Origin of the sequence: Streptacidiphilus sp. EB103A (assembly GCF_041261405.1) — a bacterium.
GTDB lineage: Bacteria > Actinomycetota > Actinomycetes > Streptomycetales > Streptomycetaceae > Streptacidiphilus.
The window spans coordinates 110,396-134,894 of sequence record NZ_JBGCAQ010000019.1 but is presented as its reverse complement, the minus strand read 5'-3'; the positions used below and the strand labels follow the sequence as shown (position 1 = coordinate 134,894).

The following is a 24,499-nucleotide window of genomic DNA, read 5'->3' as shown; positions in this document are numbered from 1 at the left end:
CCGCGGTACTGACAATGACCGCAGGCCGTCATGAAGTTGCCACTGACCTGCGGGTTCAACCCGCCACAACTTGCCGAGCCGATGAATTTGCTGTATATTAATACCCATCGGAAGGCCGTGTGTTCTCCGCCTTCCCGTCCCCGTTTCCCACCGAAGGCGGTCGCCCTTGTTCGAGTCGCACCAGACCATCGCCGTCGCCGACCTGGCGCGCGTGCAGGCCAGGGACCTCTACATCACCACCATCGCCACGCTGCTCGGGACCGCATGCCGCAGTCTCCGACGCCGCAATCCCCCGAAGGACGCGCACTTCTGCGGCTTGCTCGGGTACGACGGACCGGATAGCAGCGCCCTGGTCAAGATCCGTGATGACTTCCTGGTCTCAATCACCGTGACCGGCATGCCCAGTGACGTGGTTCGCAAAATGTGCTCAAGCGGTGACATCTACTTCACGAACGCTTTCAACTCCCTCGGCCGACCGTCCAAGGTCGGCAGCTTCCAGATCAGCGCCAAGGGAAAGCCGCAGCAGCGGCTCCGGGTGCACCCGAACGAGACCGCCGACGCGGTTCTGATCATGGACATCAGCTCAGCGGCGAGCGCCCTGTGCGGGCTTGGCGGCCACCTGAGCAAGGCGGACGCTGTCCAGCCGGTCTGACGTCGTTTCCCTGCCGTTCTAGCCTTGGAGCACCGCCATGTGCACACCCGCCCGTCCCACCGAGAAGACCAACCCGCGATCCGCCAGGGGCACCTGGCAGTCCGCCTTGGAGCACGCCAGGCGGACATCCGCCGCCTACTTGATCGCGGTGTGCCCGCAGTTGACGTGCCGCCACCTCAGCGGTCCCCCGACGCGCGCGTCCAGTCTCGCCTTCGACCTCGCCGTTCTTCCCCTCGGAGGGGTCACCGTGAACGTTGACGGTCCGGGGCAGGCCACGCTGGAGGCGACCGGACTGAACCCAGCGACCTGGGCGGCCATCCACGACGTGGCGCTTCCCTACGGGCAGTACTTCGTCCAGGGCGAGGGCGACAGCGATGACCACTATTCCGTCAACGCCGGCCCCGTCTTGTCCGACGGCTGGCAGGGCGGATTCGAGAAGCGTCAAGCTGAGGACGTTCTGCGTGTGCACCCCGATCGGACGGGGGACCTCAGCCTGTACCGGGTGGACGTCGACCTCGTCGCACGGGTCCTGCCCGTGCTCGCCGTCGGCGGTTCGCAGCCGGACGCGATGTGCAGCCGGTGCAGCGTCGCCTTCTGGCGCCACGGGCGACCTGGTGACAGTGTCGCTTGCGGGGAGTTCACCCAGGCGTGCCGCAACTGTCGGGACGCCGATAGCACCAGTATCCGAGCGCACTACGACCAGGGCCGACCCCACGCCGAATCCCCCGCGTCTGTGCTGGCTCCCTGGCAGGCCGAGCTTGCCCAGGCCGCCATCCATCCCTTCCTGGAGGAATTCCACGGCTGGGACCTGCGCGGTCTCGTCCAGTCGGCCGTGGAATTGTTCGGGGAGGCCGGCGACCCCAATGACGTCTTGAGCGAGAGCCAGAAGCACGCCCTGGACCGCGCCGCAGCTCTCCTCGACGAGTTGAGCCGGAGCGACTGACCAGGCAATGCCCGTCGTCCCATGACGCCCCTTCAATCCTGCCTGCCCAGCACGGCTGGCTGAGCCACATGCCTGCCGAGGAGCACGCCCCCGTTCGTATTCACGACCCTGCCCAGCGCCATGCGCTTCCGCGTCACGGCCGGTTCGAAGGCTCGGGCGCTTGCCGCAACCTTGCTTCTGGAGAGCGAGTCGCACGACCTGGCCTCGCTCACCGGCCTTCGAGTTGGCGATCGGGAGGCCGCCTTCGGTGACTCCTCCATTCTGGAGTTCATCGACGGCGGCTGACCGGCCCGATCACCTGGGGCTGTCAGAAGAGGACGTCCTCGGTCGGCGGCAATGCTCTCTCGGTCGTCGGCGGCTGATGGAAGATCTCCACCCAGTCCGCGCGCCGCCAGACGTAGGTCTCGTCGCACTGGGGGCACCTGACAGCCCAGTGCGAGGAGACCCAGTAGGGGGCGCGCTGCACACGCACCCACTTCGAGGGCCGGTCGCGACTGGACCGCTCCACGCGCTGGTGGGTCGGCTCCGGCGTGTACCAACTCTGGCCGAGAGCCGTCGACAGCGGCCCCGGATAAGCGCACGTCAAGCAGCGCGGGTCAAGGTGAGAGACGAGAAGGGCCGGCTCCCACCGACCCCATCGCAGCTCCCCGGCCACCTCGTCGTGGCTAGGAAGCGCGGGCAGTACTCGACGAACGGCGACGTTCACGTTCTCGTCCATGCTCTTCATGGTGCCTGCCGCCTGTGACAACGCGATTTCGGGCCCACCAGGCGGCCCGCTCCAGCCCAGTCCGCTGCGTGTCTAAGCTGGATGTGTCGTAGGGGCATGGGACGGTCGAGGCATGGCTACTACCGCTGAGCCCGTCACGGGCATCGGAAGCCGGGCCGAATTGGTGGCCCGGCTGCGTCCAGCTGTGCTCCAAGCGTTGGACCACCGGGTGGAGGAACTGCTCGAACTCCTCCCCCCGCGGCCGACCCGATCAGCGGACCGGCTGCCGTGGCTGAAGTCGCTGTCGAGGGAGCAGTCCCATCGGGCCGCCTTGGTGGACACCCTCGAGTCGATGTGCGGTCACCTCCAGGGACGGCCAGCGCTGGGGTATGACTCTGAGGAGCCGTTGCCAGCCGCCGCTCTGGAAGCGGCGGAGGGCTTCGTAGAAGGGTCCACGACCCGTCTGATCATCGCGTACCGCCTCCTCCGTGCACGGGGGAGGGACAACACCGGGTGAGCGCCCAGGGCAGGTGGGAGCTGCCCGATCGCCTCGTGGGCATCCCGGGCTTAGTTGCTGCAGGTGCCATGTCCTGATTAGTCCCGCCCACGGAATCGGTCCCGCCGCGGTCGCCGGACGCTTCGCTGTGACCACTTCCGTGCCCCGGCGCTCGGCGGTGAGCCTCGCACGTCGGACCCGGGCTTCGGACCCTGGCGGGAGGAGATCCTCCGGACGGGGAAGGCGCGCTGGCCTGCCGGCGGCCGTGGGTTCTGTCCACAGGCGGCCCGGCTCACGATGTTCTCCTTCGAGTCGATCAAGGGGACCGCGTTGAGCATCGAGCCGCAGGAGACGCAAAGCCTAGCCACCTCCCGGCCGGCAGGGAAGACGCGAGGCCAGGGCGCAGGGCGCGCGGTTCGGGGCCTGCTGATGCTGCTCGGTGAACTGCTCACCGGTGCCGGACTGGTCGCGGTTTTGGCGGTGGCCTGGTTGATGTGGGGCCAGAGTCCGCTCCCAACTGTGGCGCAGCAGCACACCAATCAAGTGATCCAGCAGGCGTTGCGTGCCGGTCATCCGCTGCCGGTCGGGGTGCTCGCCCTGATCCGTATCCCGGCTCTCGGCTCCTCGTGGCAGTACCCCCTCTACCAGGGCGTCAGCGCTGCCGAGTTGAGCAAGGGCCTGGGCCACTACCCGAGCAGTGCCGCGGCAGGAGCGATCGGCAACTTCGCCCTGGCCGGACACCGCTCCTCCGACAGCGGCTTCGAGCCGATGGCCGACCTGCCCTCGGCGATCCGTGTGGGCGACAAGATCCTTGTCGACACCGCTGACGGCGACTTCACCTACACCGTCACCGCAACCGAGCAGACCGCTCCCGGCGATGTTCGGGTGCTGCGCCCGGACCAGGGCCGCGGCGCGGATCCAGCTGATCACCTGATCACGATCACAACGTGCACACCGCGCTTCGGGTCCTCGGGTCGGTTCATCGTCTTCGGCAGGCTCACCGGCAGTGTCTCGCTGGCGCCTGTCGCGGCTGCTTCTCCTGCTGCCCGGGCCGGCGCGGCAGCGACCTCACCCATTGGAAAGAAGTGACCTCATGATCGTCGCACTGATGTTCAAGGTGCTGCCCGGGCCGGCTTGGTTCCGCGTGCTGCTGCTGGCCCTCCTGGTCCTCGCGTCCGGGGTCCTCCTGTGGGCGGACGGCTTCCGGTGGTTGATGGAGCACTTCGGTGCGTCCCTGGGCGGCAGCCCCGTGTCCGGCGGTTGACGCCGACCAACTGCGGTGAGCGCGGCTCCGGCATGTCGTCACCGGCTGCTCTGGCTCGCAATCCACCGGGGTGAGCGCGCTGGGTGCGCATGGTCCGGCATGGGCGGGTTCGCTCGTACGTGGCGCCGAAGATGCAGCGGAGGGTCCCCTCGGCGATGATGCCAGCCGGCTCCTCGTCCTGGGCCTCGGAGTTGGTTGGCTTCTTCTCCGCCGGGACTGACCTCGATGTCCCGTTGCCGGACGTCGTTCGAGCCACGCGCCAGGACCGTGCCGTCGCGGCTGGCGTGAGCGGAGTGCCGGAGTTCAACTCCTGGCCGCGATCCGGCGGCCCTTGGGGGTGCGGCCGCGCTGGGCGCTGTGGTCGGTCCTTGGTGGAGCTCTGCACGACCCGCACTGGATGCGGCTCTCTTGGGGTGCGGGCTCCGTTCGCCCGCCGTTCCACGGTACGCGGACGGCGCCGCCGACCGGATGGTCGACGGCGCCGGGGAACTGTGCGTGCGGACTACTTGCCCTTGGCGGCTTCCTTGAGCTTGGAGCCGGCGGACACCTTGACGCCGTAGCCGGCGGCGATCTGGATGGGGTCGCCGGTCTGCGGGTTGCGGGCGGTGCGGGCGGCGCGGTGGGTGCGCTCGAAGGTCAGGAAGCCGGGGATGGTGACCTTCTCGTCGCCCTTGGCAACGACGTCGCCGACGACGTCGGTCAGTGCGGCCAGGATAGCGTCGGCGTCCTTGCGGGTCACCTCGGCGCGCTCGGAGAGAGCGGCAACGAGTTCACTGCGGTTCATATTTCGATTCTCCGGTTCAGATTGGTATTGCTACTGGGGATACTGCCAGGGCGCACCGACAGGTCAGGCCGGGCCGACAGTTTCACCGGCGGCGGACAGCATCGCGGGTCAGCCACGCACCGCAGAGCACGGGTACCGCGAGCAGCGCGACGGCCGTCCACAGGTGGGAGGTGCCCGCGGCCACGAAGGCCCCCACCAGGGCCAGGGTTCCGGCTGCGGCCACGAGGGAGGCCCGTCGGGCGGCGGGCAGGTCGCGCTGGGACATCGGCGTTCTCCTCACTGGGGGCGGGCGCGGCAGCGCCAGCAACGAGAGGCTACCCGCACCGAGTGACCCTTATAATTGACCATAGCATCAATTTTGGATACTTTTTAAGCGTCACTCTCATCCATTGCCCCAGGAGTACGCCCATGCCCACTCTCGCTCTCCAGCTCCGCCCCGCACTCGCGCCGCGCACGGCCGTCGCCGCCCCGGCACCCCGGGCGGCGACGGATGCACAATGGCACGACATCGCCCGGGCCGCGTCGAGGGCGGCGTCAACCCTTTCCGGTCGCGAGGCCCGCGGCCTGAGCCGCGAGGCAGCGGCCGCGCAGGCGATCTGGGAACTGGTGGCTGGCCGCTTCCTGCTCGACCGGCTCCTCGCCCGCGAAGCCGCACAGGCGCGATGGCCGCTGGTCAGGGCCTGGCGTTCGCTACTGGCCCGGCACAACCGATACCGCAGGGCCTTCACCGAGGCCGTCGACTTCGCCCGAGCCCTGCAAAACGGCCACCAGGACGAGCCGACACCCGAACTGTTCGCCGGCCGGGGCAGGCTGCCCCGTCTGGACCGCTACATGAGCGACCGCCACATAGTCTGACCCACCCTCGGATCGGGCCCCATCCCCAATTGCAGCAGCGTCCATCCAGCACGAAGGAGTTGCCGTGAACACCGCGTTGACGCCGACCAGCCAGCAGGCCGTCTTCGCCGGCATCGGGCGAGCCATGGCCGAGCAGTGGAACCTGGACCGGGTCCTCGGCGGCGGCTGGACCTCGCTCCCCGGGACCGGACTCTACGGAGAGGCCACCCTGCTGCACCCGGGCGGCTCCAACCTGTGGGTGCGACACGAAGGCAGCTGGCGCAAGGGCCCGGCCGGACGCAGGATGACGGTGGAGGGCCGGCTCCCCTCCGCCTTCCGGGGCCGGGCACCACAGCCCTTCCGCCCGAGCCTGGACCGGCCAGTGGCCGCTGTGGCCAGGGACGTGGCGCGGCGGTTCCTGCCCGGGTATCTCGATCTCCTGGAGCGTGCCCGCGCGGACCAGGCGCTGGAGGACCGGGCGGCCGCCGGGCGCGCCGAGCTGAACCGGCGGATGGAGCGGGTCCTGCCGGGCCTGGGCCCGACCGCGCACTCCGCTCCGCACGAGGCCGCCGAGCGCAAGTTGTCCTCGTGGTCCGGAGCCCGGCGCCACGCCGCGATGCCGCCTGCGGCGGCCTCGGGCAGTGTCCGGCTGAGCGAGAGCGGAGCGAGCATGGAGCTGCGCCTGACCGACGTGCCGGCCGAGCTCGGGCTGAAGATCCTCGCCCTGCTGGATCCCCGGACCGTCCTTGAGGGACGAGTGCTCGCACCCGAGATCGCCCCCGCCGTACGCGCTCTGGAAGCTTCACCGCAGATACTCCTGGGCGAGGTGGTCGCCTGCTCGATGGCTGGCGCGCAATCCGCCCATGTCGGAGATCGCGGAAGGCTTCGGTAGCACACCGGTTATTCCAGCGGGGTGGCAGCGCAGGCCGGTAGGACGACTACGCGCCACGCCTTCGCCGATGGAGGTCCTCGGCCCGAGGCCGCCACTCGAGCCGTCACGCCGACGAGTTCAACTCCCTGGCCCCGGGCCTGCCTGCCTGCCTGCCCGTCGAAGTATTCATGCCGTCTCGCACTCACCGTCGCGTCTCGACCAGTTCGTCAGCGCACGCTGCGGATTCGGGCCAACGGTCCGTGAGTTGGGCGCCCATGCCAGCCTGCCCGGTGCACGACTGGGTGAAGCCCGAGGCAGCCAGCCACTCAGCCCGACGAAGGGACCGAACATGTCGAAGCTCACCAAGGATCAGGCCGCCCAGCACCGCAGGGCCTGCGCTCTCGTCGACCTCCAGCGCGAACTCACGTGGAGGGAGCGCGAGTTCGTCCTGGAGCACTGGCAGGAATCCTCCACTGCCTCCAACAGCCTGGACGGCGCGTTCTTCACGCCGCTGGAGCTGGCCCGGGACATGGCCGTCGACGTGGCTGGTGTTCGGGTGCTGGATCTATGCGCGGGCGCCGGCCGTCTGGCGGCGGCCGCCCGCCACCTCAACCCCTGGGAGGCCCAGGCGGCAGGGAGGCCGACGCGCGAGCTGGTCTGCGTGGAGCGCAATCCGGAGTATGTCCGGGTCGGCCGCAAGGTGCTGCCCGAGGCGCGTTGGGTCTGCGCGGACATCTTCGACCTGCCAGACGGCCTGGGCCGCTTCGACACCGTGATCTGCAATCCGCCGTACGGCGCCGTTCAGAGAGCCGGGGGCGGACCGGCGGTTCGCAGCCGCCGCTTCGAGTACCACGCGCTGGCTGTGGCAGCCGCGCTCGGCGACTACGGGGTTTTCCTGATCCCCCAGGAGTCCGCGCCGTTCCGGTTCAGTGGCGAGCCGTACTTCCGCGAGCAACGCAGCGCCGACTATGAGCGATTCGAGTGCGAGACCGGCATCCGCCTCGCCCCCGGCTACACCATCAACACCTCGTCCGTCCGCCACCAGTGGCGTGGCGTCACCCCGCGGACAGAGGTCGTGACGTGCGACTTCACTGAAGCCCGCAGCCTGGTTCACGCTTCATCCGAGCACGTCGGCCCTGCGCCCCGCGGGGATCGGTGAGCCCGCCAATCATTCCTGTTCCATCTCCCCGACTACTGTCATTGACACTTATAATTACCCATTACCTACTACTTGAGGTACACTATAAGTGTCAACAAGGGCGAAGGGAGGTGTCCGTGCCAGACGTGATCCGCATCGGCCCGCCCTCGGCGGTCGCACCACGACCTCCGTCACCACGGCCCTCCCTCTTCAGGTCGGCAGACTCCAGACAGGGGAGCCCGCCGCCCCTCGGGCCCCCCGCCGCCACCTGACAGCGGCCCGGGGCAACCCGAGCTTCGGCCGAAGGGCCGTCGACTCCAGATCAACCGTGGACTACCGCGCCCGGGTCAGCCCCCGCGACCCCGACGCCGCTCGGACGCCGACGCTGCTCCCCCGGCAGCTTCCCGTTCGCTGGTAGCCACTTCCCCGCCCGATGGCCCTCTGCGAGGCCGGGCGAAACCGGCGGTCCGGCCCCCACCCCCCGGGGCCGGACCGCCCCCTTCTGTCCTGCATGCCGCGCGAGCGAAAGGCCACCACCCTGTCTGTCACCGAAAGCCCCGACCGGCCGCTGGAGGCCATTCGCGCCGCTCTTGGCGCCGGCGGGCACGACCTGGGCGCGATCCTGGTCAACCGCCTGACGGCGGACTCCGTCCACGTCCTGGTCGCGTTCGATCCCGACGGGGCCCAGTCGTGGAATCGAGAGGTCCAGCACCGTGCCTACACCGAGACCCTCACCGCGGCGGGCTGGCGTCCACTGAACCTGGAGCTCCTCGTCTTGCTGACTCCCGTCCCCCTCGACGCCGACTCCGGCACCTTCACCGCCACCTGGGCCATCGAAGTCGCGGGCGAGGACTCCGAGGCTGTCGCCGAGCAGGCCCGCGAACGGCAGCTCGACCCGGCCGTCACCGACTCCACCTGGACAGTCACCGACCATCTCGGACGCCCGAGGACCGTCTACGTCCAGGACCCGGACCTCTCCTGACGCCCGTTCACCACCACCCACCTGCCGTCCTGCCGATCGGCACCGGCCGCGGACGTCTGCGCGCAGGCGTCCGCACCCCGGCCTCCTCGAAGGATCAACCATGCCCCCCACGACCATGGCGGCCTCGCTGGCCGCTGTCCTGAACGGCGCCGGCCCCCGTGGCCAGATCACCGGAGACGACGGTGAACTGCAGGCCCTGCTGGACGCCCGTCACGCGCAGAGGCTCGGCTCGACCTGGTACATCACACCGGCCGGACGTACCGCCCTGGCCAAATACAACGCGGAACTGGCACGCCCGGCGCAGGCCGATGAGTAGCCCCCGGCCGCCCGCAGACCAGCGGACCACGACCACCGCGCACCCCGGCCTGCATCCGGCCGCAGTCGACGAGGACCGCTTCCACATCGAGGTACCCCGGGTGGGTACCGTCGAAGTCCAGGCGTCGGTGATGCCGCACGGATTGGCCAGGTACGCCGTGCGGGGCCCGCGGGCCACGGGGGTGTTCGTCGTTGCGCCCGAGGTCGTCCACGACGGCGCGGTACTCCCCTGCGCCGTGCGGGTCCGATTCGGCGACGGCGACGGCTCGAGGAGCTGGTACACCGTCCGCGAACTGGAGCCGGTGATCAACGGCGTGACGGTGGCCGGCTCGAGCCCCGCCCTGGACCCCGACCACCTGCCGGGCTGGCTCGGCGTGCACGCCGACGCGGTCGCCCGCGGGCACGGAACGCACCACCGGGTCCCGGACCGGACCGCTGAGCGTCTCGAGTCGGTGCTCCGGGCGCTGCTCGGGCACTGGCGCGACCGGAGCGACCGGGCCGACCTGGTCCGTGCCGCCGCTGCCCACCGCGCTGTGGACTGCGAGCAGTACGAGCAGCACCTCGCCGCCAAGCTGCGCTCCGAGTTGGCGGAGCTGCGGTCCAGGCAGGCAGCGGCACGGCGCCGCGTCAATCAGATCACCGGCCTGCAGCGCCGGGCGGAGCAGCCGGTGCTGGCACCGGCACCCGACCCGGTCCACCTGCCCTTCTTCGACGACTGCGGTGCGCGGCTCGGTGTGCTGACAGTCCGCGAGAGGCTGGTCAACGCCATGCCCGGGCGGGTGGTGTACGACGTCGACGGTGCCAGGGTGCAGGGCGCGTTCACCGTGGGCCCGGACCGTTCGGACGACGCCGTCGTCCCCGCGGGCCTGTTCGTCGCCTACGGGCACTGGAGCGCCCTGTACTCCAGCGGTGATCACAGCGAAGAGCCGACCGTCAACGGGGTACGGCTCTCGCACGGATGGAGCCCCGGCCGGAGCGAGGCGATCACTCTCACGTCACCGGAGCGTCTACCGGCGAGCACCTCGACCGGGCGCCACACGGCCGAACGGGCCCCGAAGGCTACGGCTCGCCGTGCCTCGGGCGTGTTGCGGGCGCTGGCGCTGCACTACCTGGCTCGTCCGGACCTGCAGGGCCTGCGCCAGGCAGCGGGTAGAGCCCAGGCCCCGGAACGGCTCGAGGACACCCGCCGGGCGCTGAGGAAGCTGCGGGCGGACGTGCACAAGAAAGAAGCCGAGCTGCTGCGGCGCGAGTCCCGGGCCGCGCAGTACCGCGCGCTGCTCGAACCCGCCCGGAAGCCGCGGTCCTCCGTTGAAGAATCGCCCGGGTCGCACTCCCCGCTCGTCCCGTTGTCGTCCCCGTCGAAGGAGTCAGCATGCAGCGTCCCGTTCCAGGGGTCGGTCATCTCAAGCTCGCGGTCGCCGATGCGGACGGGGCGTTCAAGGGCCGCATGAGCGCCTCGACGGTGCGCCACCTGCTTGGGGCGGGCTTCGCCTATGCGGAGGACGCGGACCGCTTCGTCCTGGAGGGACCCGAGCCGGCGGTCGCGCTCGCCCGGCGGATCAGGATCACCGCGCTGGGCCGGTTCGCGGCGCTGACCGAAGCGCAGTCCAAGGCGCTGGTGGATCGGGTCGACTCCGAGGGTGCGTTCGAGCGCACCGTCACGTGGCCCACGGTGCTCGCCCTGGTGTCCGCGGGCCTGGCGGAGTACCGCGACAACGAGGGCTGCCCCGCCGAGGACGATGGGGACACCGGTCTGAGCGGACCGGTTCATCGTGCCTACCGGACCGAGCTGGGGGCGGAGGTCGTGCTCGCCGGGCGTGACACGTGACGGCTCGCCTTCCCAGGGTCCGCTAGCTATTAATCTACTCTTTTCAACTCTTGGTCAACTTCAGCCCACATACGGGGGCAGTAGGGCGTCGGCCCGTCGCCGCATCTCGCGCACCGCGGTCCTGTCCCATCCCGCCTGCCGCGGCAGGTTGCGCAGATGGCGCCTGAGCTGAGCAGCGGGGATGATCTCCACGCCGGCGCTGTGCAGCCCCGCCGCGGGGACGTGGGCGAAGTGGACGGCGATGACCGTGCGGACCGGCACTCCCCCGAGCGCCTGCGAGGCACGGCCGGCCTCCCACAGGGCGGTCTCCAGGGTCTCGCGCTGGGGCCAACGGCCGTACCAAAGTTCTCCGTGGCGATCGACGGTCACTTTGGCCCGGGCGGACCGCCACGTCTTCGTATCAACATATGTAGCACCAGTTGGTCCGAAGATCAGATGGTCGAGGTTCGCCGAGCTCCGCGGTATCTGCCGGTCGTGCAGGACCGCCCACCGGCCGAAGCCGAAGAACTCCAGCGGGGCGAGGATGCGTCCCGTGCGGCGCTCACCGAGGGCCCCGGTCTGCCAGGTACTGCCGGTGTTGCGGTACAGGCGCAGGACCACGGTGACCATCACCGCCAGGGCGGGCGCGGCACCCGCCTGCCACAGCCCAGTGGCCTGGTAGATGAACCATCCGGCGGCCCCGAGCGCCGCTGCGGTCGGGGGCAGGATCCATCGGGCCCGCCGGTGCTGCTCCCGGATCTGGGTCTTGCGGGTCCGGTCGGCCATGTTCTGGGCGCTGGCGCCGGCCTTCTGCCGGGCAGGGCGACGGGGTGCGGACACGGGGAGCCTCCTGGGCTGGACGGGTCGGTTCGTGGACGGTAGGCGCGCCGGCCTGTGGACAGAGGCGACGCTCAGCGCAGGAGAGGTCATTTCCGCTGCCCGGTCCGGAAGTTCTGCTCCCAGCGGTCCGCGAACGGCCAGCTGGCGTAGAGCAGGGTGTGATTGCCCTGTCCTTGGCAGGATTGACCGGTCCGCTCCCGCCAGGAGCCGGCGATCCGCTCGCACAGCCGGCCCTCCGCGGCCAGCCGTAGCAGGCTGTTGGCCAGGAAGTCGCGGTGCACCGCGCGCGGCAGACCGTCGAACCCCGGCTCGCTGGTCACCGCGATCCACCCGCTCACCGCCTCGATCGGTACGGGGCCCTCGCCCTGCAGGTGGATCACGGCGGCCAGCGTCTCGGGACGGTGCGCTTTGATCCGCAGGTCCAGCGGGTGCAGGGCCGCCCGGCGCTGCTCCTCGGCGGCGTCCGCGTCGTGGTACGCGGCGTGTCCGGCCGCGGTGGCGGCTGCCTCCGCCAGGGTCCGGGTCAGGCCGGAGCGTCCGCACTCGGGGTACTCGCCGAGTTCCGGGTTGACGATCGCTGTTCGGCACAGCCAGAGGAATTCGCCTCCGGGCCGCGCTTGGTGAACCGCCCAGTGGGGACGCGTTCCCGCGATGGTCGACCAGGGCCAGAAGTGAGCGTTGTGGGGCCAGCGGGCCTCGGACCGCGGGTCTCTGGGGCCCTGGTAGGTGTCCAGTTCGTACAGCCAGGTTCGCTCGTCGGCCGTCAGCGGGCGGAGGCGGAGGGCGGGGGGAAGGGGCAAGGGCGGCCTCCGGGTTGAGTGGCGGACGGTAGGGCGCAGCTAGCGAAGGGCGTCAATTTCCGTCGCCAGGGCCTCCTTGACGGATGCCGGTGTCCCGGTGTCAGCGACCAGCCGGGCGTTCGCCTTTCCCTGCGCTTCGCTGAGGCCGGGGCCAACGACGTGCAGGGCGAACCCGGTGTCGGGAACTTCGATGCCGTCCAGGAACACCCGCACGCGGGTCGGGAGGGCCGTAGCGATGACGTCGACGCGCTGCTGTGCGGGTCGGGTGTACAGAGCGGGTGCGGAGGGCCGCAGTTCGTAGCGCAGGGTCCTGCTGACGTGGATCTCGTAGAGCTTTCCGGGGTCGAGTTCACGCAGCGTCGGCGAGCGCCTGCGTCCGTTCCAGGTCTCGCGGACCGTCTCGTACGCTTCCCAGGCATCTGCGGCGGAGACGCGGACGCCCTCCAGGTCCCGCGTTCCGTTGTGGCGGGTCACACGGGTGAGGGTTCGGCGCAGGTCGGTGATGATGCGGGTGTGGCTCCGGGCGACGGTGCGCACGATCCTCGCTCTCTGTGGTGGGGTGTGCCGGCCTGGTCAACAACCGGACCGGCGCGGACTCCCGTGCTGCTGGTGCGCCGTCAGGGCTCAGCGCACAGGCGCACGGCGTATGCGATCAGTGCTGCGGCGCTGCCTGCGGTCCAGACGTCGAACGTGAACCGGGTGGTGGTTCCGTGCCGGTGCAGCACGACGGTGCCGTCGTACTCCAGCTGCACGCCGGGAGCGCCGGGGATGGAGCGGGGCAGTGCCGCTTGACGGGTTGCGCCGCCGCGGGTCGGAGCCTGCGAAAGGTCGCCGGCTAGGTGCCGCAGGTGGACCTCGGTGTGGGCACAGGGGCCCGCGCAGGTGAGCACGGCGAGCCGTGGGCCGCCGGACCGGGCGTAAAGGGCGTGGCGGACGTGGTAGCCGATCCGCTTCGTGCGCACGACGGCTTCTGTGATGCCGGGATGATCGTGGAGGAGCCAGAATGCTGCTCCCCGCCTGTCGCGGAATGCCCGGCCGACCAGCAGCCCAGAGGTGTTGCGGATCTGAATCCAGGTGGCTGGCTGTGAGTTCGTGCCGGGAGCGGGCCAGGTGACCAGGCTCAGATTGCTGCGTCCGGCGGCGGGGTCGGCGAACAGCGGCATGGGGTCCAGAGGCCACGGGAGGATCCGGGCGACCAGCGCCGGTGTCGCGGGCGGCCAGACGAGCCCCTGCTGGTCGAGGTGGGCTCGTTGGACCGGGCACGTGGGGCAGCGGCCCTGGCGGGAGCAGCGGCCGAAGCCGCCGTAGCGTTGCCGGCCGGTGGCACTCTCGCGCAGGGCGGCGTGGTTGAGGGGTTGGAGGCCGCACTGGTCGCGGTCGTCCATGTGGGCGTTCAGGGACAGCCTGTTCCAGCCCTTGCCGTCGTGCGGGCGCGCGGGCGGTTGGGGCAGGTAGATGGTCATGTTCTGCTCCCTGCTCGAGCGGTTCGCCTGGCGGCGGTTGCGGTGGAAGGGTGGGCAGGTGAGTGCCGCCGGACCGGTAGGTTCGGCGGCACTCGGGCGGCCTGGGGCTACGGCTGGTCGAGCGCTCGGGCGAACGCTCCGATCGCGCGCAGGAGCCTGCCGCCGTCGAACCCGGTGGCGGGTGCCGGTGCGGCGGTCGACTGCACGGTCGGCGGTGCATCAGCTTCCCTGCGCAGGTTGGATGCTGTCGTTGGGCGCGAGGTCGGGGTCGGCGCGGAGTCGGCGCACTCGTTCATGATCGTCGTCAGGTAGGCGCGGATGGCGCGGTCGGTCTTCTCGCTGCGGGGCGAACGCTCGTGGATGCGCTTGGCGGACTTCGTGAAGTCCTCGCGCGTCAGGCCCGCGATCAGCTCGGGGGTGAGGGCTTCGCCCTCCCTGGCCAGGTTCCACCAGAGGTCGAAGGCCATGGCCATGGCCTTGCGCTGGCGCCCGTGGTCCTCGTACGGACTGGACGGCAGCAGGACGTCCTGGGCCTTGGGGAAGATGAGATCGTTCATGCGGCTCCTACCTGGCCCCGGGGTCGGAACCCCTACAGTGTGACGCTTATAAGTATACCAATATGAGCGTCGAATGCAAGTTATAAGCGTCACGTGCGTTGTCCGGCCGCACAAAAGGATTTCAGTGGCGCACGGAACTCTTCAGCGTCGCATCGAAGATTTCAGTGCCCAGGCAAGCTGTCGGACAGCACGGCCGACGCTGATCCTGTCGAACACGTCCCCGTCTCCGCCCGGGCCGGCCACCCGAACTGCCCCACATCACGGGACACGACACCCTGCCGCCGAATCCCCCGCCCGGGCCGACGTGTCGTTGGGGGAAGGCATCCGACATGCCGTGGCGGGTGGGTCAGCTGCTGGCTTGGCGCGCGCCTCTGGTCAGGCAGTTCTGACAGGCGGTCCAGTTGGCGTCCAGGCCGGGCTCGGGCGAAGCCCAAGAGGGCGGTGCAGGGCTGGGAATGGTGTCAAGGCAGCTACTGCCGTCAGCGCGTCCGGCGTCCAGAAGGGCGATGAAGGCAGCAAGTCTCTCGTCGGTCATGTCTGGGTGTAGGTGCCGGCAAGGTGGGCGGCCCCGCCGAGCCGACCAGTCGTTATCAAGGCGTTGTGAAGGGTGGGGCATCTGAGCGTGGCGGCGGACCCGACGATATGTAGCTCCGTCAGGCGCCGCTGCACAAGACACACTGCGCAGGCTGATCCAGGCCATCGATCCCGACGCCGCTCCGGCCACCGCCATCGAGCACTGAGTTCTTCGCCACGGCAGGACCCTGGGGATGCAAGTCCGACCCGAGCCCGTCGGATCGACGGGCTGCCCCGTGACGGCACAGCCCGATAACGGACCGGACGGACCACCGGAGCAGCACCCCGGTTCAGCGCGCCGGCTGGACGGGTACACGGTGCAGGGCGCTGCCGATGGTGATTCCCCAGCGGGTCCGCAGGCGCCGCAGCTCAAAGGCCGCCAGCGCGGTGACCGACAGCGGCGGTCCGATGAGGAAGAGCAGTTGGATCCACTGCGGCGCGGTCACGTCGGAGGTCTGCAGGAGCTGCAGAACCATCATGGCCCACACCAGGACGGGGCTGATCAGCGGCGGTAGTACTTCGTGGACGTCGGCGGTGCGGAAGACGTGGTGGACAGCGATGACTGCGCCGGTGCCGGCGAAGGCCAGGGCGCCGAAGCCCACGAGGAGGCCGGCGAGGTCGGCGAAGCCGGCGAACCAGCCCAGGTGTAGGGCCAGGGTCCGGGCACCGCTGTCCATGATCAGGTACCAGGCCAGCAGGACGGCGCCGAACAGGGAGCTGAAGGCCGCCAGTGGGCCGGCCAGGCGCCGCCAGTAGAGGGCGCGGCCGGGGCTACGGGCCGCGATGACGAACACGGCCAGCGCGAGCGGGCCGGCGATGATCAGGACGCCGGTGGCCTGGAGGGCTCCGAGGATCTGGTTCTGCGCGTAGTGGGCCGCGCTCTCGTGCAGCGGGTACGCGTACAGGAGCCAGGCGGTGGCGGCCAGGCCCACCGCGGTGCGGGCGCGCTGGGCGAGGTTGACGCCGGCGTCGACGACGCGGTCGCTGCGGCTGGGGCGGAAGATGCGGATGGCGTAGTAGAAGGGGAGCGCGAAGAAGCCGACGCAGCCACCGGGGCGCGTCTGCGTGCGCTGGTGGTTGCTGGAGCTCATGTCCGGTTCACCTGCGGGATGGTCGACGATTGGGGAGTGGTCTTGCCCTGGCGGCCACTGCGGGCCTGATGATCACACAGGGTTAGATGATCATACTGGTGCTGTCAAGTTTCGTCGACGCTGCGTCACCGGTTGGCCGGTGCACCGGGGTTCAGGCCGTACGGCGGTGAAGCTCGCCGGTGGCCGCCGCTGCGATGGTGACCGCCCCGGGCCCGAAGCGCAGGCGGGCCCGGTCGGTGGCGGCCTCCACGCGTCTGGCCTTCTCCGCGCGCGGGTCCAGGCTGAGTTGGCGGGGGGTCAGCTGGGCGGGGGCGAGGTCCTGGCAGCGCAGCGTGATGCTGCGCACGCGGGCCCGCTGGAGTCCGAGGGCGTCGTAGGCGGCCTGGGCACAGGTGGCCAAGTCGGGTGTGTGGGCGGTTGGTTCGGGCAGGCGGCGGCTACGGGTGGTGTGGGTGCGGTCGGCGTAGCGGACAGTGACCTCGATGCCGCGGGCGACCTGTTGGTGGCGGCGCAGGCGGTTGCCGAGGGCGTCGGCGAGGCCGATCAGGGCGCCGCGGTGGGCGGTGGTCAGGAGTTCGTCGTGGCGGAAGGGGTGGTGGGCGGCCGCGCTCTCGGCGGGGCGGCCGGGTTGGACGGGGCGCGGGTCGTGGCCAAGGGCTCGCTCGCGGATCTGGCGGCTGGCGGTGGCGCCCACCAGGCGTTGCAGGGTCGCGGAGGGAAGGTCGGCGACGTCGGCGACGGTGCGCAGTCCGAGGTGGCGCAGGGTGCGGGCGGTGACCGGGCCGATGCCGGGCAGGGCGTCCAGGGGTTGGCGGCGCAGGAACGCTTGGATCGTGAGCGGGTCGTCCTCGAGGTGGACGCTGTGCCCGGGGTCGGCGGTGGTCAGGGCGATGGCGGCGAGCATGAGGGAGGGGGCGGTGGCTACGGTGGTGGTGATGTCGTGCAGGGCCAGGGTGCGCAGTTGGATGAGGTGCGCCAGTCCCTGGGAGTCGCTGTCCCAGTAGCGGGGTGCTCCGGTCAGGTCGGCGACGGCCTCGTACGGGGGCAGGGCCTGGACCAGCGGGGTGATGTCCTCCAGCAGGTCCATCAGTTCCCGGTACTGGGCGGGATCGTGCGCGGTGGTGTGGAAGCGCACGTGGGCGAGGATGCGGGTGGTCGGGTTCATCCGGCGGAACCGGGGCTGGCGTGCCCGAGGGCCGTCAGGTCGGCGGAGCGGGTACCGGCGGGTTGGAGGTCCGCCCAGGCGTGCAGGCGGGCGCCGGTCGTGCCGTCGGTCAGGGTGCGGCCCGCTCCCGGCGCGGCGGGGGTGCTGGGCGGGGCGGGAGCGTCGGTGCCCAGCAGGGCCAGGGCGGCCTGCGGGCCGTGGTCTCGGCGTGCGGCGGCGAGGCGGTCCAGGTCCCAGGCCATGGTGCCGACTACGGTGCGTCGGTTGCCGCGCCGCGAGACGGTGCCGCGGATGAGCAGCAGTCCGCTGTGGAAGACCGTGTGGGCGCAGCGGGGGTGGGAGTCCTGGAACAGGGCGACGTCGACCATGCCGGAGCCGTCCTCGAGCGTCAGGAAGATCACTCGTTTTCCGCTGGCGATGGGGGGTGTCTGGACGGAGGCGCGGACGCCGGCGACCAGGACGGTGCGTCCGGCGTCCAGGTCGGCCAGGTGGGCGGCGTCGGTGGCGCCGATCTCGCGGAGCAGGCGGTGGTGGTGTTCGATGAGGTGGGTGGTGACGTCGATCTGTAGGACGGTCAGTTCCGCGCCGAGGGCTTCGCGGCTGGTCATTTCGGGCAGGCCGCTGGGTTCGGCGGACAGGGGGGAGTCGTCGAGGAGGAGTTGTCCGTCGGCGGTGCGGGTACGGCTCTGTCGGTGCATCTCGGTGATCTGCAGCAGCAGGTCGCGTCGGGTGAGTCCGGTGGCGAGGTCGGCGAGTGCGCCGATCTGCGCGAGCCGCTCGGCGGTGGGTCGGGTCGGTCGGGCGCGTTGCCACAGGTCCGAGAGGGAGGCGTAGGGCTGGCCCTCGGCCAGGCGCTGGACCTCGTCGTCGCGGATGCCTTTGACGGCGGTCAGTGCCAGCCGTACTCCCCAGTGTCCCGGTTCGGTCGGCTCGACGCTGTGCTGGGGGCGTGAGCGGTTGACGTTGACGGGAAGGACGGCGACGCCGTGGCGGCGGGCGTCGGCGACCAGGACGCGGCGCGGCCACATGCCGGGGTCGTGCTCCAGCAGGCCCGCGAGTAGGGCGGCCGGGTGGTGGGCCTTGAGCCAGGCGCTCTGCAGGGCGGGTACAGCGAAGGCGACCGCGTGGGCGCGGCAGAAGCCGTAGGCCCCGAACTCCCGGACTGTTTCCCAGACTTCGTCGAGGACCTGCTGGCTGTAGCCGCGTGCGGATGCCTGCTGGCGGAACCAGGTCTCCAGGGCGGGCAGGCGGCGTTCGTCGCCCAGGGCCCGGCGGGCGACCTCGCCCATCTCCCTGCTGCAGCCGGTGAGCTGGGCGAAGGTGTCGATGATCTGCTCGTGCCAGATGGTGACGCCGTAGGTGTCGCCGAGCACGGGCTCCAGGTCCGGGTGGGCGTAGGCGGGCGCGGTTCCGTGCCGGGCGGCGATGTACCGCTCGGGCATGCCGCCGGCGACCGGTCCGGGGCGGAACAGCGAGATGTCGGCGATGACGTCCTGGACGTCGCGGGGCTGAAGCCGAGACAAAAGATCTTGCTGGCCGGGGCTCTCGAGTTGGAAGCAGCCGAGTGTCCGGGCCTCCTGGATGAGCTTGAAGGCGAAGAAGTCAGCCGGATCAACCTGCTCGGCGTCGTCGAGGTCCACGTCCTGGCCGGTGGTGCGGCGGATCTCGGCGGCCGCGTGCGCCATCGCGGACTGCATGCGCACGCCCAGCACGTCCAGTTTCAGCAGGGCCCAGCCGAAGCCGCCGGCCAGGTCCACATCGTCCTTGTCGGCCTGGACCATCGGGTATCCCGCTGCTGTCGGCTGGACGGGCAGCCGGTCGAGCAGGGTCGCGTCCGACAAGATCACCCCGCACGGGTGCATCGAGTACTGGGTGACGAGTTTGTCCAGCCCCTCGGCGAGTTCCCACAGCGGGCCGTAGCGCTCGGCGACGGCGGCGAGGTCCCGAAGTTCCGGGAGCTCGGCGAGGGCCGCCCGGATGTCGGACGCGCGGATGTGCGGGAACGCCTTCGCGATCCGGTCGGCCTCGGGCGGGGCGATGCCCAGGGCCAGTGAGCAGTCCCGCAGTGCCTGGCGGGCTCGGTAGGTCTCCGGCATCCCCGTCACGGCGATCCGCTCGGGCCCGAAGCGCTCGATGATCCTGTCGTAGACGGCCAGGCGTTTCGCCGACTCCACGTCCAGGTCGATGTCCGGCAGGGAGGCGCGCTTCTCGTTGACGAAGCGCTCGAAAAGGAGTCGGTGGCTGAGCGGGTTGGCGGCGGCGATGTACAGGGCGTGGTTGACCATCGACCCGGCGCCGGAGCCCCGGGCGGCCACCCGGATGCCCATGTCCCGGACGTCCTGGACCACCTGTCCGACTGCGAGGAAGTACGACTCGAAGCCAAGGCGTGCGATGACCTCGAGCTCCGCGTCCAGGCGCTGGAGCGCCTCGCGGTCGCGGTCCAGTCCGCGGCGCACCATCCCGGCCTCGCAGCGTTCGCGCAGCAGGCGGGCTCCGGCCCCGGGTGTCGCGTCGGCGCCGACGGCCTGCGGCTCGGGGAAGTGCGCGGTCCCCAGGCGCAGGTCGGTGACCGGGTCAAGGACGCACTGCTCGGCGGTGGTCCGGGTGTCGTCCAGGAGCCGGGCGGCGCGGCGCGGGTCGCAGCCGGCTGCCAGGGCGACGCGGCCGGCGAGTTCGGCCATGGCCGCGGGGTCCTTGAGCCAGCGCTCGCCGCAGTCCAGACGCCGGCGGTCGATAGGGCGCAGCAGTCGGGCGGAGTCCAGGACGTCGGCCAGGCGGTGCTGGTCGGGGTTCGCGTAGCGGACGGCGTTGGTCAGCACCGCGGTGACGCCGAGCCGGTCGGCCAGTTGGAGGGTGTGTGCGGCGAGGCGTACGGATCCGGGGCCGGTGCCGGGCAGGCCGTAGCAGACGATCTCCAGCCGCAGGTTCTGCCCGGCGAGGTCCTGCCAGGGGGCCAGGAGCTGTTCGGCGAGGTCGGTGCGGCCGATGGTCAGGGCGCGCAGGGGTTCGGCGTTCGGCCCGAGGAGCACGGTGAGGTGGTCGGTCGCGTGGGTGTGCAGGTCGTGCCAGGTGGCGGTGGGGGCGTCCGGGCCGGCGTGGGCGGAGGACAGCAGGCGGCACAGGCGGGTCCAGCCGGCGCGGTCCTGGGCGAGGACGGTGGTGCGCAGGGCTGGTTCGCTGACGTGGGCGCCGCCGCGAGCGGGTGTGCGGGTGCGGGGGTGCGGACCGGACGGGCGGCGGGCGGCGACGGCCAGGTCGACGCCGAGGATCGGGCGGATCCCGTGCTGGTCGCAGGCCTGGAGGAAGCGGGTTGTTCCGATGGTGGTGTCGCGGTCGGTCAGGGCCAGGGTGGGGATGCCGCGCTCGGCGGCGCGGGCGACGAGGTCGGCGACGTGGGAGGCGCCGTAGCCCCAGCTGAAGCCGGTGGAGGTGTGCAGGTGCGGAAACGGCACTGCCACACCTCCTTGCCCTTTTATCCCCTTTATCCATGTTTTCCCGTGCGGGGAACACCAGTGTGCCTCTTATCGAATATTTGTTCTACTCGTATGTTCGTGCAGGTCAGCGTGATCTTGAGCATCAGTGACGGGCCCAGACCGCACGCTGCGGGCCAACCGTGCGACCCCCGGCGGAACTTGACGCCGCCTGGGGCGACAGGGGGCCCTGCCAGAGAGGTCGAAAAGAAAATACGGGCCGGGCACCCCCCGGGACATCCGGTCGGCCCGGACGTCGGCCGCGCCGCGCCGCGCCATCTGCGGCGACTGCACAGAGCCCTCGGCTGCGGCCGGCCCCGCATAGGGTGCCTGCATGATCCAGGTTCCCGAGCCGTTCGCACGCACCACCATCGAACGCGAAGGGGAGCCGGGGGCGCAGTGGATCGGCGAGCTGCCCGCGATCGCACAGAGGCTGCTGGACCGCTGGGGGTGCGAAGCCGACGGGGAGGTCACCTACGGCGGCGTCGGGCTGGTCGTGCCGGCAAGCCGCTCCTGGCAGGGGCCCGCGGTACTGAAAGTGTCCTTCCCGCACCCCGGCAACACGCACGAACCGGACGCGCTGGCGGCGTGGGGCGGCCACGGGGCCGTACGCCTCTACCAGCGCGACGACGAGCACTTCGCGATGCTGCTGGAGCGGACCCGGACGTCAACCCTCGCGCAGGTCCAGGACGGCGACGAGGTGGTCGCGGTGGCGGGACGGATCAGTCGCCGACTGGCGGTCCCCGCCCCGCCCGGCCTTCCCCGGCTGCGGGAGCGGGCCGACGACTGGGAGGAGCAGTTGCTCCGGGACTCGCGCGAGCTTCCGCACTCCCTGCCCCCGTACGTGGTGGACGCCGCCGTGGATACCGTCCGCGTTCTGGGCCGCGACCAGCCGGACGTCCTCGTCCACGGCGACCTGCATGCCCGGAACATCCTGGCGGCGGACCGCGAGGCGTGGCTGGCCGTGGACGCCAAGGGGTACGCCGGGGATCGCGCCTACGACGGCGGAACCCTGCTCAAGTCCCGCGCAACGGTCCTGCTCGAAGCCACCGACCTTGGCCGCTCAGCCCGCCGCGTCCTGGACGTGTTCACGGAGTCCGCGGAACTGGACCGCCACCGCACCCAGCGGTGGGCGCAGCTGCATGCCGTCCAGGCGGCCTTCTGGGGCCGTCGCCACGGCTTCCGCCGGGCACGCCGCGGACCGGGGCTGGAGCAGCTGACCGACTTCGTCGAACGCTTGGCCAGGGTTCTCGCCGAGGGCGTCTGACCTGCCCGGCTGCGAACCGTGGACCGGGCTGGTGCCCCTCTGAGACGACGTCGGCCGCCTCCGTTTGGCGGCGTGCGGGTCAAAAGAGCGCGTCCTGGTCGTGTGCCTGCCGGGGGTCGAGCGGGTGGAGTGCCGCGGTGAACGCCGCACCCGGTGCGGCGCGGCCAAGGGCCCACCCGGCCAGCAGCCGGGTGTCGATCAAGAGGAGTCCGGGCGCGGCGTCGAGGTACAGGTCGGTGCCGATCCGGCAGACCGTGCGGCCGCTGACGACGGCTGCGGGTTCCAGCGCCGCGAGGGCCGCAACCGGGTGCAGGCCGCCTGGTGGCAGGTGGTAGGCCTCGGTGTGGTCCGAGACCTGCAGCGGATGCTGCCGCTGCTCGGCGGGCCAGCCAGCCAGCTGCCGGGTACGGGCGGCGGCGGCGAGGAGCTCGGCGGCGCGTTCGCCGGCCGACCCGGGGCGCGCGCGGGCATCGCGCTTGCGGGAGCTGGAGACGCGGTCGGGCAGGCCCAGGGCGGTGGTGATCAGGATCTCGGTGCGGCGGCCAGAGAGCAGGGTGCCCGTCGACAGGATGGTGGATGCCAAGGCTCCTTGTTCCAGCAACCGGGCGTCGCCGCGTTCCGCGGCGGTGATGCCGACTTTGATCGTGCTGCCGTGGTGGGCGAGGTAGACGCAGAAGGGGCGCGGGTCCGTCAGCCGGGTGTCGGTGGCGATCGAGCTGGAGCGGTCCAGTGCCTGGCAGGCGGGGCACTGCGCGCTGCGGGCTCCGGCGGCGATCCGCTCGGCGATCGGGCAGGCACGGCGCGCCCCGGAGCGCCATACCCCGATGCACAGCCGGTTCGGTCCGCAGGCGAACGCCAGGTCGGCCCCGGCGGGCAGCGGGCTCGTCCTGGTGGCGCCGCCCGGTCCGGACCACTCCAGCACGGGATGCCGGGCGCTCCAGATGAGCCCGGTGGCCCGCCAGCCGGACAGCGATGCGTCGCTCATCGGTCTCTCCCCACGCCGGTGCGGGTGCGGCACCGCCCCATCCGTCGGCATCATGATGCCCGGCCGGGCGCTCTCCCCCGTGGTCCTGGCTCATTGCCGCGCCGCCGATTCGACGGGGCGGCCGGGGACTCGGTCGCGTACCCCAGGAACAGTGCGCGGCCGAGGGCCGATCGGCTCAGTGGGAGACGTCTATCCAGGTCTTCAGGGCAGCGGCGACCTGGCGGACGTCGAACTCGCCGCTCGCCGTGCGCTCGACCAGGTCGACGGCTTCCTTGGTGGTGACGGACACGCGAAGCCCGCAGGCGTTGAGGAACGCGGCGGCAGCCGTGGCGGCGAACAGCTCGTTGGAGTGCTCCAGTGCGGGAACGCGCACCAGGGTCTGCAGGAGCGCGGCGGCCCTCTGGTGGGCCTTGGCGTAGACCGGGGTGCCGAGTACTTCGTCGCAGTGGCGTGCCACCGCGGCGGCGGTCGCTCCCCAGTCCAATACGTCCGGATCGCCCGGGATCTGCTCTCGGGCCAGTTCAAGCAGCCAGGCACGGTCGATCGAAAGCTGCACGGATGCTCGTCCTCAGGCTGCGCTGCGGGATTCGGCAGGGATGCCGAAGTGGTCGGCGAAGCCTGCGGCGTGCTCGGCGATGAACGCCGCGGCGCCTTGCTGGAACCGGGTGCGGGCCAGGTTGCTGGCAAGGACCTGGGAGAGGTACCCCTCGGGATCCACGTGCTGGGCGGCGGCCACGCGCTGGACCTCCTCGAAGTCCTCTGCGTTGACCTGGATGGTGATTTCTGGCATGGCACCAAGGTAGCCGCCCGGGTGCGGGCTCGGGAAGGAATCCGTCCGCTGGGCTACTGGCCGGCTGCGGCCGACCTGCCGCGCTCACCCTCGCGGGCGATCACATGACGGGCTTGTCACCCTCCTCGGCTGGGACGACTCCCGGCGGCAGCCCGATGACGCGCAGCAGGTGCCGGTACTGGTCGAGCTCGGCGTACAGCAGGTCGAGTTCGTCGTCGGTGATCATCGAGGCCGTTCGACGCGGCGGGTGAGGGTGAGCGGGCTGCTGGGTTCGAGGGGTCTCGCTGGGCATGGCAGTCCTTGCTGTGGTCGGGGGACGAGCGGGCGGAGGTGGGATTCGGATGCGGGGCGCGGTCTGTGGGTCGCTCAGGTCGTCCGCGTCAGGCCGCATGGCGGTCGGTGGTGGCTGCGCCGGCAGGGCTGGTGGATTGCTGCCGGCCGCCGTCGTGCTTCTGCTGGGGCGACTCTGTGGTGAGTCCGCGCGGACGCGGGCGCAGCTCGACGCCGGCGCGGATCAGCATGTTCCGGGTCGCGCAGTACGAGTAGCCGATTTCAGCTGCCACCTGGCGGATCGTCAGGCCCGCCGCGTAGCGCTTGCTGGCCTGAGCGACCAGGGCGGCCCGACGCTCGCCGTGGAGGTATTGAGTCATCAGCCGGCCACCGGCCCGGTGTCGTGGGCGCGCCGCACGGGGATGCGGCGCATGCG

At 71.0% G+C, this 24,499-nt stretch carries 29 protein-coding genes; 13 read left to right on the top strand and 16 right to left on the bottom strand.

Features of this window, described 5'->3' with window-relative positions; genetic code table 11:
* Nucleotides 1–166 precede the first annotated feature (166 nt).
* The 3 genes from ABH941_RS29235 to ABH941_RS29225 all read left to right on the top strand — a co-directional run bounded on the left by ABH941_RS29235 (nt 167) and on the right by ABH941_RS29225 (nt 1,880).
* Nucleotides 167–652 carry a hypothetical protein gene (locus tag ABH941_RS29235; protein WP_370132565.1) on the top strand — a complete coding sequence of 162 codons (486 nt, stop codon included), beginning with the start codon at nt 167–169 and terminating at the stop codon, nt 650–652.
* Nucleotides 653–689: 37 nt separating this feature from the next.
* Nucleotides 690–1,595 carry a hypothetical protein gene (locus ABH941_RS29230; protein ID WP_370132564.1) on the top strand — a complete coding sequence of 302 codons (906 nt, stop codon included), beginning with the start codon at nt 690–692 and terminating at the stop codon, nt 1,593–1,595.
* Nucleotides 1,596–1,715: 120 nt separating this feature from the next.
* Nucleotides 1,716–1,880, top strand: a complete 165-nt coding sequence (locus tag ABH941_RS29225; RefSeq protein ID WP_370132563.1) for a hypothetical protein — start codon at nt 1,716–1,718, stop codon at nt 1,878–1,880.
* 22 nt (nt 1,881–1,902) lie between these two features.
* Here ABH941_RS29225 and ABH941_RS29220 read toward each other — a convergent pair whose 3' ends face one another.
* Nucleotides 1,903–2,313: a hypothetical protein gene (locus ABH941_RS29220; RefSeq protein ID WP_370132562.1), complete on the bottom strand. Its 411-nt coding sequence runs from the start codon at nt 2,311–2,313 to the stop codon at nt 1,903–1,905.
* An 814-nt stretch (nt 2,314–3,127) separates the two neighbouring features.
* Here ABH941_RS29220 and ABH941_RS29215 point away from each other — a divergent pair.
* Nucleotides 3,128–3,886, top strand: coding sequence for a sortase (locus tag ABH941_RS29215; protein ID WP_370132561.1), 759 nt, complete (start codon nt 3,128–3,130; stop codon nt 3,884–3,886).
* Between the two features lie 4 nt (nt 3,887–3,890).
* On the top strand, nt 3,891–4,061 hold the full coding sequence (locus ABH941_RS29210; protein ID WP_370132560.1) for a hypothetical protein: 171 nt from the start codon (nt 3,891–3,893) through the stop codon (nt 4,059–4,061).
* Between the two features lie 502 nt (nt 4,062–4,563).
* Here the strand turns inward: ABH941_RS29210 and ABH941_RS29205 are convergent.
* Both ABH941_RS29205 and ABH941_RS29200 read right to left on the bottom strand, forming a co-directional pair.
* Nucleotides 4,564–4,845: an HU family DNA-binding protein gene (locus ABH941_RS29205; protein ID WP_370132559.1), complete on the bottom strand. Its 282-nt coding sequence runs from the start codon at nt 4,843–4,845 to the stop codon at nt 4,564–4,566.
* An 82-nt stretch (nt 4,846–4,927) separates the two neighbouring features.
* Nucleotides 4,928–5,110 (bottom strand): hypothetical protein, encoded by a 183-nt coding sequence (locus ABH941_RS29200; RefSeq protein WP_370132558.1) that lies wholly within the window; start codon nt 5,108–5,110, stop codon nt 4,928–4,930.
* A gap of 143 nt (nt 5,111–5,253) precedes the next feature.
* Here ABH941_RS29200 and ABH941_RS29195 point away from each other — a divergent pair, with 143 nt between their 5' ends.
* From ABH941_RS29195 to ABH941_RS29165, 7 genes are all read left to right on the top strand, one after another.
* A complete protein-coding gene (locus tag ABH941_RS29195) occupies nt 5,254–5,700 on the top strand; it encodes a hypothetical protein (RefSeq protein ID WP_370132557.1) in 447 nt (148 codons plus the stop codon).
* A 64-nt stretch (nt 5,701–5,764) separates the two neighbouring features.
* A complete protein-coding gene (locus ABH941_RS29190; protein WP_370132556.1) occupies nt 5,765–6,571 on the top strand; it encodes a hypothetical protein in 807 nt (268 codons plus the stop codon).
* Between the two features lie 328 nt (nt 6,572–6,899).
* Complete coding sequence (locus ABH941_RS29185) at nt 6,900–7,709, top strand: methyltransferase (protein WP_370132555.1); 810 nt, start codon at nt 6,900–6,902, stop codon at nt 7,707–7,709.
* 490 nt (nt 7,710–8,199) lie between these two features.
* Nucleotides 8,200–8,670 (top strand): hypothetical protein, encoded by a 471-nt coding sequence (locus ABH941_RS29180; RefSeq protein ID WP_370132554.1) that lies wholly within the window; start codon nt 8,200–8,202, stop codon nt 8,668–8,670.
* Between the two features lie 100 nt (nt 8,671–8,770).
* Nucleotides 8,771–8,986, top strand: coding sequence for a hypothetical protein (locus tag ABH941_RS29175; RefSeq protein ID WP_370132553.1), 216 nt, complete (start codon nt 8,771–8,773; stop codon nt 8,984–8,986).
* Nucleotides 8,979–10,436, top strand: a complete 1,458-nt coding sequence (locus tag ABH941_RS29170) for a hypothetical protein (protein ID WP_370132552.1) — start codon at nt 8,979–8,981, stop codon at nt 10,434–10,436. The genes ABH941_RS29175 and ABH941_RS29170 overlap by 8 nt, the downstream gene beginning before the upstream one ends.
* Nucleotides 10,358–10,813: a hypothetical protein gene (locus ABH941_RS29165; protein WP_370132551.1), complete on the top strand. Its 456-nt coding sequence runs from the start codon at nt 10,358–10,360 to the stop codon at nt 10,811–10,813. The genes ABH941_RS29170 and ABH941_RS29165 overlap by 79 nt, the downstream gene beginning before the upstream one ends.
* 60 nt (nt 10,814–10,873) lie before the next feature.
* On the opposite strand, the gene ABH941_RS29160 is transcribed toward ABH941_RS29165, so the two are convergent.
* From ABH941_RS29160 to ABH941_RS29125, 8 genes are all read right to left on the bottom strand, one after another.
* The gene (locus tag ABH941_RS29160) at nt 10,874–11,632 is read right to left on the bottom strand and encodes a nuclease-related domain-containing protein (RefSeq protein ID WP_370132550.1); all 759 of its coding nucleotides are present in this window, start codon (nt 11,630–11,632) and stop codon (nt 10,874–10,876) included.
* Nucleotides 11,633–11,718: 86 nt separating this feature from the next.
* The gene (locus tag ABH941_RS29155; RefSeq protein WP_370132549.1) at nt 11,719–12,432 is read right to left on the bottom strand and encodes a hypothetical protein; all 714 of its coding nucleotides are present in this window, start codon (nt 12,430–12,432) and stop codon (nt 11,719–11,721) included.
* A gap of 39 nt (nt 12,433–12,471) precedes the next feature.
* A complete protein-coding gene (locus ABH941_RS29150) occupies nt 12,472–12,969 on the bottom strand; it encodes a hypothetical protein (protein WP_370132548.1) in 498 nt (165 codons plus the stop codon).
* A gap of 80 nt (nt 12,970–13,049) precedes the next feature.
* A complete protein-coding gene (locus ABH941_RS29145; RefSeq protein ID WP_370132547.1) occupies nt 13,050–13,895 on the bottom strand; it encodes a hypothetical protein in 846 nt (281 codons plus the stop codon).
* Nucleotides 13,896–14,002: 107 nt separating this feature from the next.
* Complete coding sequence (locus ABH941_RS29140; RefSeq protein WP_370132546.1) at nt 14,003–14,452, bottom strand: hypothetical protein; 450 nt, start codon at nt 14,450–14,452, stop codon at nt 14,003–14,005.
* A gap of 863 nt (nt 14,453–15,315) precedes the next feature.
* Complete coding sequence (locus ABH941_RS29135) at nt 15,316–16,116, bottom strand: hypothetical protein (RefSeq protein ID WP_370132545.1); 801 nt, start codon at nt 16,114–16,116, stop codon at nt 15,316–15,318.
* A gap of 151 nt (nt 16,117–16,267) precedes the next feature.
* Complete coding sequence (locus ABH941_RS29130; RefSeq protein ID WP_370132544.1) at nt 16,268–17,281, bottom strand: helix-hairpin-helix domain-containing protein; 1,014 nt, start codon at nt 17,279–17,281, stop codon at nt 16,268–16,270.
* Nucleotides 17,278–20,739 (bottom strand): DNA polymerase III subunit alpha, encoded by a 3,462-nt coding sequence (locus tag ABH941_RS29125; protein WP_370132543.1) that lies wholly within the window; start codon nt 20,737–20,739, stop codon nt 17,278–17,280. Before ABH941_RS29125 ends, ABH941_RS29130 begins: the two co-directional genes overlap by 4 nt.
* 346 nt (nt 20,740–21,085) lie before the next feature.
* Here ABH941_RS29125 and ABH941_RS29120 point away from each other — a divergent pair, with 346 nt between their 5' ends.
* A complete protein-coding gene (locus ABH941_RS29120; RefSeq protein WP_370132542.1) occupies nt 21,086–22,018 on the top strand; it encodes an aminoglycoside phosphotransferase family protein in 933 nt (310 codons plus the stop codon).
* A 79-nt stretch (nt 22,019–22,097) separates the two neighbouring features.
* Here the strand turns inward: ABH941_RS29120 and ABH941_RS29115 are convergent, their stop codons facing one another.
* The 5 genes from ABH941_RS29115 to ABH941_RS29095 form a co-directional block, all read right to left on the bottom strand.
* Complete coding sequence (locus ABH941_RS29115; protein ID WP_370132541.1) at nt 22,098–23,003, bottom strand: DUF2797 domain-containing protein; 906 nt, start codon at nt 23,001–23,003, stop codon at nt 22,098–22,100.
* A gap of 175 nt (nt 23,004–23,178) precedes the next feature.
* Entirely contained in the window at nt 23,179–23,559 is a 381-nt protein-coding gene (locus tag ABH941_RS29110; RefSeq protein ID WP_370132540.1) for a fic family toxin-antitoxin system, toxin component, read from the bottom strand.
* Between the two features lie 12 nt (nt 23,560–23,571).
* Entirely contained in the window at nt 23,572–23,793 is a 222-nt protein-coding gene (locus tag ABH941_RS29105) for a hypothetical protein (protein WP_370132539.1), read from the bottom strand.
* A 100-nt stretch (nt 23,794–23,893) separates the two neighbouring features.
* Nucleotides 23,894–24,085: a hypothetical protein gene (locus tag ABH941_RS29100; RefSeq protein WP_370132538.1), complete on the bottom strand. Its 192-nt coding sequence runs from the start codon at nt 24,083–24,085 to the stop codon at nt 23,894–23,896.
* Between the two features lie 88 nt (nt 24,086–24,173).
* Nucleotides 24,174–24,443, bottom strand: coding sequence for a helix-turn-helix domain-containing protein (locus ABH941_RS29095; RefSeq protein ID WP_370132537.1), 270 nt, complete (start codon nt 24,441–24,443; stop codon nt 24,174–24,176).
* Nucleotides 24,444–24,499 lie beyond the last annotated feature (56 nt).